The sequence below is a fragment of the Parashewanella sp. 2210YD4-3 genome, assembly GCF_056591735.1.
This window is the reverse complement of record NZ_JBWQOG010000006.1, coordinates 23061-37017: the sequence shown is the minus strand read 5'-3', so window position 1 is coordinate 37017 and position 13957 is coordinate 23061. Positions and strand designations below refer to the sequence as shown.

The window sequence follows — 13957 nt, the reverse complement described above, 5'->3', positions numbered from 1 at the left end:
TGTCCAATAATTATGTGACTTGATTCATACTTTTTTAAAGCTGGTGTATAATATCCCCCCAAAAAATAAAAGCAGTACTTGAGCTTATTCTCTGTTGTTTATGCAGACGTAATTCAAGCCATACTGTTGTCCAAGCACTTTAATAGTGCAATCAATAGAGGAATGTTGCCGTGCTAGAAGCTTATCGCAAACACGTTGAAGAGCGTGCAGCAGAAGGAGTTGTACCAAAACCCCTTGACGCTCAACAAGTCGCTGATTTAATCGAATTACTAAAAAATCCACCAGCAGGTGAAGAAGAAATCATTCTTGATCTGTTTGAAAACCGCATACCACCTGGTGTAGATGAAGCCGCCTATGTAAAAGCGGGTTTCTTAGATGCACTAGCCAAAGGCGAAGCCACTTCTCCACTTATTTCTTCTGAGCATGCGGTTAAATTGCTTGGCACCATGCAAGGTGGTTATAACATTGAGCCATTGATTGCTCAACTAGACAATGAAGCGTTAGCACCATTGGCGGTTAAAGCACTTTCTCACACCTTGCTGATGTTTGATGCTTACCACGATGTGGTAGAGAAAATGGAAGCCGGTAATGCTTTCGCTAAGCAAGTGGTTGAATCTTGGGCGAATGCTGAATGGTTCACCTCTAAGCCTAAGCTAGCTGAAAAAATCAGCCTGCGCGTATTCAAAGTGTTAGGTGAAACCAACACTGATGACTTATCTCCAGCGCCAGATGCTTGGTCTCGCCCTGACATTCCACTGCACGCATTAGCCATGCTAAAAAATGCCCGCGAAGGTATTGAGCCTGATGAAGCAGGTGTCATTGGCCCAATCAAAAAGATTGAAGCCATGAAAGAAGGTGGCTTCCCACTGGTTTACGTTGGTGACGTAGTAGGTACGGGTTCTTCTCGTAAGTCTGCGACTAACTCAGTACTTTGGTTCATGGGTGATGATATCCCTAACGTACCAAACAAGCGTGCTGGCGGTTTCTGCTTCGGTGGTAAGATTGCACCTATCTTCTTCAACACTATGGAAGATGCAGGCGCTTTACCTGTCGAGCTAGACGTAAGTAAAATGCACATGGATGATGTGATTGACGTTTATCCATATGAAGGTAAAGTTCGTCGTCATGACAGCGATGAAGTCATTTCTGAATTCACACTTAAAACTGACGTATTGATGGACGAAGTTCGCGCAGGCGGCCGTATTCCATTAATCATTGGTCGTGGTCTAACCGATCGCGCTCGTGAAACCCTAGGCCTTGAAGCTTCTGACGTATTCGTTCGTCCTCAAGATGTGGCTGATACTGGTAAGGGCTATACCCTTGCACAGAAAATGGTTGGTAAAGCATGCGGTGTAACCGGTGTTCGCCCAGGTCAGTACTGTGAACCTAAGATGACCTCTGTTGGTTCTCAAGACACTACAGGTCCTATGACTCGTGATGAACTTAAAGACCTAGCGTGTCTTGGTTTCAGTGCCGACCTCACCATGCAGTCTTTCTGTCATACTTCGGCGTATCCTAAGCCAGTTGACGTGAACACTCACCACACTCTACCTGATTTCATCATGAACCGCGGCGGTGTATCACTGCGTCCAGGTGACGGTGTAATTCACTCTTGGCTAAACCGTATGCTTCTACCTGATACTGTAGGTACTGGTGGTGACTCGCATACTCGTTTCCCATTAGGTATTTCATTCCCAGCAGGTTCTGGTCTGGTTGCGTTCGCAGCAGCAACTGGCGTTATGCCACTGGATATGCCTGAGTCTATCTTGGTTCGCTTTAAAGGTGAAATGCAGCCGGGGATCACCCTACGTGACTTGGTACACGCAATCCCACACAAAGCGATCCAAATGGGTCTATTGACGGTTGAGAAAGCAGGTAAGATCAATGCCTTCTCTGGCCGCGTTCTAGAGATTGAAGGTCTTGAGCACCTTAAAGTTGAGCAAGCGTTCGAACTTTCAGATGCATCGGCTGAGCGTAGTGCCGCAGGTTGTACTATCAAGCTAGATAAAGAGCCAATCATTGAGTACTTGAACTCAAACATCGTGATGCTTAAGTGGATGATCTCTGAAGGTTACGGCGACCGTCGTACCATCGAGCGTCGTATCAAAGCGATGGAAGAGTGGTTAGCCAACCCAGAGCTAATGGAAGCAGATAGCGATGCGGAATACGCTGAAATCATCGAAATCGACTTGAACGAAATCAAAGAGCCAATTCTTTGTGCGCCAAACGATCCTGATGATGCGGTATTACTATCAGAAGTGGCTGAAACTAAGATCGACGAAGTATTCGTTGGTTCTTGCATGACTAACATCGGTCACTTCCGCGCAACGGGTAAGATGCTAGATAAGTTCGCAACAGCACTACCAACTCGCCTATGGGTTGCTCCACCAACTAAGATGGACCGTGACCAACTAACTGAAGAAGGTTACTACGGCATCTTTGGTCGTGTAGGTGCGCGTATCGAAACTCCTGGGTGTTCACTGTGTATGGGTAACCAAGCACGTGTTGCAGAGCAGTCTACCGTAGTATCGACTTCGACTCGTAACTTCCCTAACCGTCTAGGTACAGGCGCAAACGTTTACCTAGCTTCAGCTGAACTCGCAGCAGTAGCGGCTATTCTAGGTCGTCTGCCATCGCCAGCTGAGTATCAAGAGTACGCGAAAGAAATTGATGCGACTGCAGCCGATACTTACCGTTACTTAAACTTCGACCAAATCGAAAGTTACACTAAGAAAGCGGGAGAAGTGATCTTCCAATCAGCGGTTTAATTTGAACTCTGATTGAACTGATTAAATCCTCCTTCGGGAGGATTTTTTTTGGCTTGAGAAAAGTGATAACTCATGCATAGTTGCTAAACACTGCCGTCATGCAATACAGTTCATTTAAAGGATTAATCGTCGTATCTGCGAAAGCACTGAGGGCTCCCAAAAAATTTCAAGTGATTGAATATACAAGGGAGAGGGTAAGCAATAAGCTGAATGTCCGAGGCATGGATGCCGAGGCCAAGCGCCCATGGATGGGCTTGCAGCGTTTCAGCGTTTTCTTATCCTCACTTTTTATCAAAAAATGGGGATTCGCCAGTGCGAAAACTGGTACCCAGTAGCTGTCAGTTTAAAAGATGCTAGGCTACCGACATACAAAGCGGTCGTTACTTCGTTTCCTGCCTTCGCTGGAGCGACGAAAGATCTTTCTCGTCATGAAAATTTTCCTAGCTAGAGGAAAGTTTCCACTTCCTAACGCCCATAAAAAAACCCAGCCAAGGCTGGGTTTTTTGGTAAAGCGTCGAAACGTTGCTTTTCTTGTTCTCGATACCGAGTAGAAAATTAACGCTTAGAGAATTGTCTCTTACGACGTGCTTTACGGAAGCCAACTTTCTTACGTTCAACTTCACGAGCATCACGGGTTACGAAACCAGCAGCACGTAGAGTAGGACGTAGAGCTTCATCAAGTTGCATCAATGCACGAGTAATACCGTGACGGATTGCACCAGCTTGACCAGTTGTACCACCACCTTTAACAGTGATGTTTAGGTCTAGCTTTTCTAGCATCTCAACCAATTCTAGTGGTTGACGAACTACCATGCGAGCCGTTTCACGACCGAAATACTCGTCCAATGGACGCTTATTCACTACGATAGAACCGCTACCAGTTTTCGCGAATACACGAGCGGTTGAAGTTTTGCGACGGCCAGTGCCGTAGTACTGAGTTGCAGCCATTTGCTTAATCCCGTTTAGATATCAAGAACTTGAGGTTGTTGTGCAGCGTGGTTATGTTCTGCGCCTGTGTAAACTTTAAGTTTACGGAACATAGCGCGGCCCAAAGGACCTTTTGGTAACATACCCTTAACTGCTTTCTCGATGATCATTTCTGGCTTGTGAGCTTGCAGCTTTTCAAAGCTGATTTGCTTAATTCCGCCTGGGAAGCCTGAATGCGAGTAGTATGTTTTGCCTTTCGCTTTGTTACCAGTTACGGTTACTTTTTCAGCGTTGATAACAACGATGTAATCACCGGTGTCAACGTGAGGAGTATATTCTGGCTTGTGCTTACCACGTAGGCGAGCAGCGATTTCAGTTGCGATGCGACCTAAAGTTTTACCTTCAGCGTCAACAACATACCAGTCACGAGTTACAGTTTCTGGCTTAGCAGTAAAAGTCTTCATTATTACAAAAACCCAAAGTTAAATACGTTGTTTACAAATTACCTATCACCGGATAAGTAACGTAAAATTTACCTTCACTTGCCCCTTCGAGCAAACGAAATGACTATCAAAATCTGCACCTTACGTGCAGAGTAACGTGGGCAGGCGGCAGATTATACAGATAATTGGATTAAAAATCATCTATTTTTTACATTATGAACTTCATATCCAGACCAACAGAAATTAGTCGTTTAAAAGTCGAACATTGCTTTCAATTGATACAGACATTATTTCTTAGTCGAAACGGTTATTTTTGATTCTCTATTTCACACTTACTATTAAGCTCCACTTATTACACTCAAGGCAAAAATCATGGCAACAGCATTAGAGGCAAAACCTATCTTACCTAATGTAGCCTATGCTGTTGTCTCCAAGTATGTAAACAAGAAGAACTTGTGCTTAAATGCCTTTTCATCCATTTTCGAGCAATATCAGATACCAGCAGATCAAATGAACAGAGCGTGCTCAGCATCTCAAGCTCAATGGGAATCTTTTCATCAAAAGCCTTCTTCCATGACTCTCATCGCCTCATTCAAACAGCAAGATTATTCCGTAGAGGCAAATGACAGATTGCACGGCTGTTATATTGTGCTGTTTTTAATGAAAAATAGTGTAATTAGCCACATCTCGGATTTGTCAATAAAGCCAGATTGGTCAAATGAAGACATGCATGACCTACAAACAGAAATGATAGATGTATTATGCACACTCGCCCCTCGTCCACAAAAACTCGTGAATTACATTTCAACCATGGATCATTCACAGCTCACCCTATATTTACAAGGTCGTTTATCTGAGCTTACAGATTTAAAAAAGTGCTTAACTAACTATGCTTTTTCATTAGAAGAAATAAAAGTGTTATTAGATTACTTTCCGAAGCTTGCTCCAACAATGACGGATAGCATCATAGATACTCATTCGACACCTAAAAGTGATGACAACAATTCAGAAAAAGACTTAATTCACTTTAAAACAGAGGAAATATTGATTGATATAGACGACTCTGAGGAAAAGAAGCTAACTAATAATGATGATAATCCTATGACTTTACCGCCGCCACCTCCTTCTTTTCCATCAACGTTAAAAGGAAACAGATATAGGCAGGTTGCTGAAGGAAAGCTAGTAGAATTATCTGATTCTGGCTGCGCTTCTATCGTACGCCCTCGACCTAGACCAACTGGTAGCCAGCAGTCTAGAGTATCTTCGTATACAGAAGCGCCTTGGAATCAGTGCCATCAAATAGGGGAGTTACCTAAAGCATCATTAGTTAGAAAACAATATTCTGAGCTTACCTCAAAATAGGTAAAACCAAAGCCATCATAAACTTGAGAGCTAGGGTAAATGTTCTAACGCTAGGTAATCATGGGATTGCATTTCAATCAAACGAGAACGACAGCGGCGGAATTCAAAACTCAAAAGACCATCGGTATAAATATCTTCAAGCGCCACTTCAGCCGAAATGATCAACTTAACATGACGTTCATAAAACTCATCCACTAATGCTAAGAATCGACGCGCGATATCATCACCGGTTTGCTGCAATCCCATTTGCTTTACACCACTGATCATCACAGTGTGATAGCAACGAGCTAACTCCATATAGTCGCGCTGACTTCGCGGGCCATCACATAAAGCCATAAAATCGGCCAATAGCATTCCATTAGCTTGCTGACGGATAGCGATTTCACGTGATTCGATTTCAATAGCAGCAGTTGTTACTTCACTGTTTTGATTTAAGCTTGCAAAATATTGCGCCAAATTGGTTTCCGCTTGCTCATCCAGTGGGTAATGATAAATTTCTGCCTGCTCTAGGGTGCGAAGGCGATAATCAATACCGGAGTCAACATTCAATACTTGGCAATTGGCATTCAGCTCTGCAATAGCAGGTAAAAAACGCGCTCGCTGTAAACCATTCTTATACAAATCATCAGGAATGATGTTAGAAGTGGCCACCAGCACAACATCTCTTTGAAAAAGCGCTTGAAACAAGGTACCCAATATCATGGCATCAGTGATGTCCGACACAAAAAATTCATCAAAGCAAATCACTCGATATTGCTCAGCCATTTGATCAGCAATGACCAACAAGGGATCTTGTGTTCCTTTTAAAGTATCTAGATCGCGATGGACTTGATGCATAAAGCGGTGAAAATGCGCCCTTAACTTCTGCTCAAACGGCAAAGCATCAAAAAAGGTATCCATTAAATAAGTTTTACCGCGGCCAACGCCTCCCCAAAGGTATAACCCTTTAACCTTATTGGTGACTGAACGCCCAAATAACTTACCAATATTCTGCCACAGGCTATTTGGCTGCTCTGCCACTAATAAATCATCATAAACACGTTGCAAAGCTCGAACCGCTTGCTCTTGCGCGGGATCATGTGAAAAACCATCTCGGGTTAAATCTTGTTGGTAATGTTGTAAAGGAGTTAATTGAGTCACCGAATACTGCACCTAAATTTGCTGTAAAACCGCGCAAGTCTAGCACGGGGCGTATGGTATAAAAAGTAGCAGAATAGGATGCTTTTTAAGACCTTTCATCAAGATATAATATTTTGCAATTCAATCCGCTTTAGCACTACGCTAACTTGAATTTTTTTCATTCACCATTATAACTATTGGAAGCAAACTGCTGTTTTAATCATCAAAAAATTAATGTTTTTTAATTATTTGTGAACTTTGATTGTGCAGAATAGTCGGATTTTGTATTAACAGATTCAAAAGTGCTTAGTCCTTTCCTTTTGATGAGTGTTGTTCAAAACCCTCACTGACGTATGTATTTGGAGCAAAATAGATGAAGATGAAACATTCTCTACTTTCTGCTGCCCTTCTAGGCGCAGCTTTATCATTAACTCCCGTTGTTTCTCAGGCAGGGATCCCCGCACCTCAAGTGCAAGACGGTGAAGCCATGCCGAGCTTGGCACCCATGCTACAAAAAGTCACCCCTGCGGTAGTCTCTGTAAATGTTTCTGGCGTTCAAGTGTCGAAACAGCGTGTACCTGATATGTTTCGTTTTTTCTTTGGCCCTAATGCACCACAAGAGCAAGTACAAAAACGCCCTTTTAGAGGTCTAGGCTCAGGGGTCATCATTGACGCCCAAAAAGGCTACATCATCACCAATCACCACGTGATTGATAATGCCGACGACATTACCGTAGGTCTAATTGATGGTCGTGAAGTTCCAGCCAAATTAATTGGTAGTGATGCCAATGCTGATGTTGCTTTACTACAGATCAAAGCAAAAAACCTGACTCAGATTCAAGTAGCAGACTCAGATCAGCTTCATGTGGGCGATTACGCCGTAGCCATTGGTAACCCTTTTGGTCTAGGTCAAACCGTTACTTCTGGAATTGTGAGTGCTCTAGGTCGTAGCGGCTTAGGCATCGAGCAACTAGAAAACTTTATTCAAACCGATGCAGCCATCAACAGTGGTAACTCAGGTGGTGCACTTGTTAACCTCCGCGGAGAGTTGATTGGCATCAACACCGCCATTGTTGCACCCAGTGGTGGTAACGTGGGAATTGGTTTTGCGATCCCAATCAACATGGTTCGTAACCTAGCCAATCAAATTATCGAGCATGGTGAAGTTCGCCGTGGCGTACTTGGTGTATCAGGACGCGATTTAAGCCCAGAGCTAGCCAAAGGCTTTGGACTTGATACTAAACATGGTGGCTTTGTTGGTGAAGTAACCCCTGATAGTGCTGCGGCGAAAGCCGGAATGAAAGCTGGCGACATCATTGTCAGCATTAATGGTAAAAACATTCGCTCTTTCACTGAGCTTGCGGCAAGGATCGCTAGCTTAGGCGCGGGTGCAAAAGTCAAACTCGGCATCATACGCGATGGTGAAAAGAAAACGCTGAATGTCACTTTAGGTGAAGCCAGCCAAGTTGCCGAAAAAGGGGCTGCTGAATTGCATCCAATGTTGGCTGGTGCAGCGCTTAAAGACGGTAAAGGTGGCGTTGAAATTACTGACGTTGCGCCAAATTCACCTGCGGCAATGAGTGATCTGCAAAAAGGCGATGTGATTGTAGGGATCAACCGCAATAAAATTCGCAATTTAAATGCCCTACGTAAGGCACTTAAAGATAAGCAGGGAGCGGTAGCGCTTAAGGTTCGTCGTGGAGATGCTTACCTATTCTTAGTACTGCGCTAAGAAAAACATTTACCTAACTTGTTTAAGGGAAGCTCAGCTTCCCTTTTTATTTGTTAGATCAATTTCTTGTCTATTTTGCAACCGCCGTGTTCTTTGTTACTATTTCTCGCTAATTAAGCTTCTCATTAGGTTTTCCATGCTTGTAAAAAACATTGCAATATACATTGCCAAAGCCATTGTTTTAGGTTTGTTTATGGCTGTGATTTTCTTATTGTTAAACGCCAATTCAGGAAAACTATTAGATTTTAATCAGTGGGGTAAACATAGCGATGCTCCTCTTTCTTTTGCCCCAGCGGTCAGACAAGCGGCACCAGCTGTTGTTAATATCTATAACATTAACTTTGTCCCCTCTCGTTCTAATGGCATTAATGCATTAACTTCACGCCAGAGCTTACAAGGGCTAGGTTCTGGTGTGATCATGAACAAAAAAGGTTACATCCTCACCAATTATCATGTGATCAAAAAAGCCGATGAAATTTATGCCGTTTTGCAAGATGGTCGTCAATTTAATGCAGAAATTATTGGTATGGATCCAGAAACCGATTTAGCGGTACTGCGTATTAATGCCACTGAACTGCCCACGGCGTCTGTCGATCTTCATCATATCGCCCAAGTCGGTGACATCGCATTAGCAATAGGTAACCCATACAATATTGGCCAAACCATCACCCAAGGGATCATCAGCGCCACAGGCCGAAATGGCTTAAGTTCTAACTTTCAAGATTTCCTACAAACGGATGCCGCCATTAATGCTGGTAATTCAGGCGGTGCCCTCATTGATACCAAAGGAAATTTAATCGGTATCAATACTGCTGCCTTTCAAGTGGCCGGCGAGAACGGCCATGGCATCAATTTCGCTATTCCAATTCGACTCGCATATAGCATTATGGAAAAATTAATCGAAAATGGCCGAGTCATCCGTGGTGCGATAGGTTTTGGTGGTGATGCGGTAAATGCCAAGGCCGTACAAATTCTGAAGCTTCCAAGCTTTAACGGTGTGCTTGTCACACAAATTGATGACAACTCACCTGCTGAAAAGGCCGGATTACAAAAATACGATGTTATCACTCAATTCGATGGCCACGATATTCCAGCGGGAATGAATGGATTGTGGAGCCTTAAAGATTTAATTGCTGAAAGTAAGCCTGGCTCTAAAGCAAAGATCACTCTGATCAGAAACGGACGTATCTTAACCATTACCTCAGATATTATTGAAAAGCAGCAACCAGTAGGCGAGTAACTTATATCATCAGCCAAATGCGGATCCAACGATTAGCATTTGGCTTTCACAATTAATGTTAATCAAAGATTAATCCGAGTCGCTATCTTCGATAGCGGCTTCACATTATATTTAGCTAAAAGCACTTTATAGCTCCCAGCTAATGATACTAATGAATCCCGCTTTTTGTCCGCCTAAAGCAGAAGAAAGCTACCTCCCAACCCAATCACAACCAACGAATGGCATTGAGTTCCAAACCACAACTGAAGTGAAGGCATTCAGAGCGCTATGTGAAAGGCTGGGCTATTTTACTTTTCCAGAAATCGAAGGCTTTTCCCCACCTGACATTCATGATTTACATGCACCTGATATCGATAGCTTAGCCCACCCGTACCGTGAACAGCTATCACACTTAGACATCGGCTATCACGCCGTACTGTTTGTTCAGTTCGCCAATATCATGATTCATCAACAGTCAACGCTTGATGACGGGGACATCTTTTTCGGATCCATCACTCAACAAGTCTCAGAATTAACACAATTATTGGCTGACCCCGACATTGATGAAGCCACAAGACGGTTGGCAATCAAGAAATTGCCATCACCAATAATGAAAACTCCCGCCCTAGGAAAATCGTTATTTGCCTACCCCAGCCTTTGCTTGCTTCGAGCCGCAAAAGCAAAAGCGACAAAAGAACTGCATTCGTTTATTAGTACCCAAGTAAACAATTTTTGTACTAGACATGAAATTAATGATGCTATAAAAGCACAATTACAAATTGTGATCGGCATCAGTAAGACAAAGAACACCACTCTAAGACTGTCCCTCGCAGAAACCCAAGCACTTGATTTAACCTTAACCGCGTTTTGGTGTGAATTATACTTCGCATCCACATTAACTCTTGCCAAACCAAGAAATGATAAGGTCAAATGGATATTCGATGTATTTAATCTACCTAAAAAGCCGTCTTCAGATATAACCGTACTTTCATCAAAATCACACGGTAGCCAACAATGCGCCATGCATGTCACCACCCACAATTTTCTCACTTTTAACATTACCAATGATAGGCCTGAGTCGAATAGTCTTCTTTTAACTGATTTAGTTCATCTTCCATTACATCAAGCTCACCCCATTCTTAGACTATTGATTTATAAAGATTGCGCGAACAATACCAATGACTTTATGGACCACTTACAATTTTTGTCTCGCTTCAGTATTGAGTCGGTCCCTCAGCATCTGGCTCCCATGATTTGTGAATGCGGAAGGTTTTTGGAAGAAAAACAAAATTATCAAGCGATTAGCCGATGGATAAAACAAGAAGCTAATTTTCAGCAACTTACTCTAGCATTTCCCCATCTTCCGACTAAATTACAAGCCAAATGCCTTATACAGCAACATAAGCTTAAATCCATCGACTATGATGCAAGGATCTGTCACTCACATATAGCCACATACTTACCCGGCTGGATGCTATCAGCGCAGCACCTCACTACCCACCAATTCTTTTTTTTGTTTAATCAGGCCTGTAAAAATGAGCTATACGACCTTATTGATAAGCTTCTTTTAACGGAGCGATTTCTTTCGTGCTACCAAGAATATTTTCCTGCATCATCAAAATCGGGAGAAAAAGTTACTGATCCCATCCAGTTAGCCTGCGAGCTGAACAAAGTAAAAGTACTGGAAAAAATATTTACTCATTATCAAAGCAATGATGACAAAGAGATCTTGCTTGTAAAAACAACTGGCTCCCCATATAGAACGGCGGTGATGGCTGGGAGCTTAGAGTCACTCATATTCTTATTCAACACTTATAATGTTAACTTGCAGAACAATATTAGCGTCAACTTAAAGCAACTGGTTTCATTTCCACTTACCATTCGAGCAATAAAATACAATCAACCTCACATACTGAAATATCTATTGTCATTGCCATTTACGGAATTGATCCCGAGTTCCAGCGTTAAAGAGCATACGCTAAAGCTATTTTGCCTAAGTTATACAAGCCCTCAACAACAACAAATGTTAGGTATTATTGCTGAAGCCGAACAAAGCCCAACTCATAATAAAGACGCGATTTCATATTGGTTAATGCAAGCATCTGAGAGGAAAATCAACCACATTGGTATTTATGCTCGAAATCAATTGTTATTACACGCGGTATCCGCCAACAATATACCCGCAATTGAAGCCATTTTAGATTTCAATCCCTCTCATCATGTACTGGCTGAAGCATTATTTAAAGCCTGTCAGTATGGAAGAATCGATGCTGTTAATCTCATTTTCAAGAACACCGAAAAAGACCTTTTTGATTCGTTGCTAACAATAACAACGGTCTCTCATAAAAGCATACTCCAAACGATTATTGACTCTAGCAAACAGCATGCTCCCATCATCTGCGATATGCTATTGTCCCAATATCCAGATCTACTTAGGTTACGCATACAGTTCGATAAACCGCTTTTCTATGCCATTAAAAAAGGCCGTTCATTAATGGTTCAATGTCTATTAAAGCATGATCCAGATATCTTTGAGGTCGATGACAATGGGGAAAATATTCTTCATTTAGCCGTCAGATCTAAATCATTAGCAACGGTAAAGGCTGTGCTTACGAAGTGGCCGAAATGGAAGCTGTATGATGCACCTCCGGCATGGTGGAAACGCAAAACGCCCTTGGACATTGCTCGGAGTATGGGATTATCACAAATCGCTCATCAGATTGAATTAAAAGAAGGGATTTTAGAGTCATTTTATTTATTAGGACAAGATGAACAAGAACTATAACAACATTTAATAACACATATATCACAAACGATGAAGAAAGCTGAAGTAATGAATGTTGTTAAATTTCCCCCTAATAAGCCATAAAAAAACCCCGACCGAGATCGAGGCTTTAAATGCTTATCAAGACAGCTTCAAATTACTTTTTCTTTGCCTTTGGGTTTGGCAAATCAGTAATTGAACCTTCATAGATTTCAGCCGCTAGACCCACTGACTCATGCAGCGTTGGGTGAGCGTGAATCGTCAAAGCGATGTCTTCTGCATCACAGCCCATCTCAATAGCAAGACCGATTTCGCCCAGTAGTTCACCACCGTTAACACCAACGATAGCACCACCAATCACGCGGTGAGTCTCTTTATCAAAGATAAGCTTAGTCATACCTTCTGAACAATCAGATGCAATAGCACGGCCACTTGCAGCCCAAGGGAACGTTGCGGTTTCAAAGTTAACACCTTGCTCTTTCGCTTCTTTCTCGGTTAGACCAACCCATGCAACTTCTGGAGCCGTGTAAGCAATGGAAGGGATCACTTTAGGATCGAAGTAGTGCTTCATGCCAGAGATAACTTCAGCCGCTACGTGACCCTCATGCACACCTTTATGCGCCAACATTGGTTGACCAACAATGTCACCAATCGCGAAAATGTTAGGTACGTTGGTACGCAGTTGCTTGTCTACATTGATGAAACCACGCTCATCGATGTTCACGCCCGCTTTATCAGCATCAAGTAACTTACCATTTGGCGTACGACCAATGGCAACAAGAACAGCATCGTAACGAACAGGCTCAGCCGGCGCTTTTTTGCCTTCCATTGTTACGTAAATGCCATCATCTTTAGCTTCAACTTTGGTCACTTTAGTTTCTAGCATCAAGTTGAAATCTTTCTTGATTTGCTTAGTGAAGACTTTAGCAACGTCTTTATCAGCCGCTGGGATCACTTGGTCAAGCATTTCAACCACATCAATTTGACTGCCTAATGCAGAGTACACAGTACCCATTTCTAGGCCAATAATACCACCACCCATAATAAGCAGCTTTTCAGGTACTTCTTTCAGCTCTAACGCATCAGTAGAATCCCAAATACGTGGGTCTTCATGTGGAATGAATGGTAATTGAATAGGACGTGAACCTGCCGCAATGATCGCATTGTCAAAATTCACAACGGTTTTACCGTCTTCGCCTTCAACTTCGATGCTGTTTGGACCAGTAAATTTACCCAGACCGTTAACGACTTTAACTTTACGCATCTTAGACATGCCGCCTAGACCGCCAGTTAACTTGCCGATCACTTCTTCCTTGTAGCTGCGTAGCTTATCAAGATCGATTTGTGGCTCACCAAATACCACGCCGTGATTGCTTACCATCTTCGCTTCTTCAATCACTTTAGCAACGTGAAGTAGCGCTTTTGAAGGGATACAACCTACGTTAAGGCAAACACCACCAAGTGTGTTGTAACGTTCAACGATCACGGTTTCTAAACCTAAATCCGCTGCGCGGAATGCCGCAGAATAACCAGCAGGGCCAGCTCCTAATACGACAACCTGAGTTTTGATTTCGCTCATGTCTTCCTCAATTATTATCATTCATTCCCGTAGGGACGATGCCA

9 protein-coding genes are annotated in these 13957 nt (G+C 42.8%); 5 read left to right on the top strand and 4 right to left on the bottom strand.

Annotated elements, in window-relative coordinates; all coding sequences use genetic code 11:
* Nucleotides 1-170: 170 nt before the first annotated feature.
* Complete coding sequence (gene acnB / locus AC1EU0_RS10480) at nt 171-2768, top strand: bifunctional aconitate hydratase 2/2-methylisocitrate dehydratase (protein WP_480302351.1); 2598 nt, start codon at nt 171-173, stop codon at nt 2766-2768.
* 555 nt (nt 2769-3323) lie between these two features.
* On the opposite strand, the gene rpsI is transcribed toward acnB, so the two are convergent.
* Entirely contained in the window at nt 3324-3716 is a 393-nt protein-coding gene (rpsI, locus tag AC1EU0_RS10475) for a 30S ribosomal protein S9 (protein WP_480302350.1), read from the bottom strand.
* Nucleotides 3717-3730: 14 nt separating this feature from the next.
* A complete protein-coding gene (rplM, locus tag AC1EU0_RS10470; RefSeq protein ID WP_480302349.1) occupies nt 3731-4159 on the bottom strand; it encodes a 50S ribosomal protein L13 in 429 nt (142 codons plus the stop codon).
* 351 nt (nt 4160-4510) lie between these two features.
* Here rplM and AC1EU0_RS10465 point away from each other — a divergent pair, with 351 nt between their 5' ends.
* Nucleotides 4511-5500: a hypothetical protein gene (locus AC1EU0_RS10465; RefSeq protein ID WP_480302348.1), complete on the top strand. Its 990-nt coding sequence runs from the start codon at nt 4511-4513 to the stop codon at nt 5498-5500.
* Between the two features lie 30 nt (nt 5501-5530).
* Here the strand turns inward: AC1EU0_RS10465 and zapE are convergent, their stop codons facing one another.
* Nucleotides 5531-6640: a cell division protein ZapE gene (zapE, locus tag AC1EU0_RS10460; RefSeq protein ID WP_480302347.1), complete on the bottom strand. Its 1110-nt coding sequence runs from the start codon at nt 6638-6640 to the stop codon at nt 5531-5533.
* Nucleotides 6641-6992: 352 nt separating this feature from the next.
* Here zapE and AC1EU0_RS10455 point away from each other — a divergent pair, with 352 nt between their 5' ends.
* The 3 genes from AC1EU0_RS10455 (at nt 6993) to AC1EU0_RS10445 (ending at nt 12355) form a co-directional block, all read left to right on the top strand.
* Nucleotides 6993-8351 (top strand): DegQ family serine endoprotease, encoded by a 1359-nt coding sequence (locus AC1EU0_RS10455; protein ID WP_480302346.1) that lies wholly within the window; start codon nt 6993-6995, stop codon nt 8349-8351.
* 136 nt (nt 8352-8487) lie between these two features.
* Nucleotides 8488-9591, top strand: a complete 1104-nt coding sequence (gene degS / locus AC1EU0_RS10450; protein WP_480302345.1) for an outer membrane-stress sensor serine endopeptidase DegS — start codon at nt 8488-8490, stop codon at nt 9589-9591.
* Between the two features lie 151 nt (nt 9592-9742).
* On the top strand, nt 9743-12355 hold the full coding sequence (locus AC1EU0_RS10445; protein WP_480302344.1) for an ankyrin repeat domain-containing protein: 2613 nt from the start codon (nt 9743-9745) through the stop codon (nt 12353-12355).
* A 136-nt stretch (nt 12356-12491) separates the two neighbouring features.
* Here AC1EU0_RS10445 and lpdA read toward each other — a convergent pair whose 3' ends face one another.
* A complete protein-coding gene (gene lpdA / locus AC1EU0_RS10440; RefSeq protein ID WP_480302343.1) occupies nt 12492-13913 on the bottom strand; it encodes a dihydrolipoyl dehydrogenase in 1422 nt (473 codons plus the stop codon).
* Nucleotides 13914-13957: the final 44 nt, after the last annotated feature.

What these genes read in the sequence shown, in the direction of transcription:
- rpsI (WP_480302350.1), bottom strand. Translation starts at nt 3,716, where the DNA reads ATGGCTGCAACTCAGTACTACGGCACTGGCCGTCGCAAAACTTCAACC.
- rplM (WP_480302349.1), bottom strand. Translation starts at nt 4,159, where the DNA reads ATGAAGACTTTTACTGCTAAGCCAGAAACTGTAACTCGTGACTGGTAT.
- AC1EU0_RS10465 (WP_480302348.1), top strand. Translation starts at nt 4,511, where the DNA reads ATGGCAACAGCATTAGAGGCAAAACCTATCTTACCTAATGTAGCCTAT.
- AC1EU0_RS10455 (WP_480302346.1), top strand. Translation starts at nt 6,993, where the DNA reads ATGAAGATGAAACATTCTCTACTTTCTGCTGCCCTTCTAGGCGCAGCT.
- degS (WP_480302345.1), top strand. Translation starts at nt 8,488, where the DNA reads ATGCTTGTAAAAAACATTGCAATATACATTGCCAAAGCCATTGTTTTA.
- AC1EU0_RS10445 (WP_480302344.1), top strand. Translation starts at nt 9,743, where the DNA reads ATGAATCCCGCTTTTTGTCCGCCTAAAGCAGAAGAAAGCTACCTCCCA.
- lpdA (WP_480302343.1), bottom strand. Translation starts at nt 13,913, where the DNA reads ATGAGCGAAATCAAAACTCAGGTTGTCGTATTAGGAGCTGGCCCTGCT.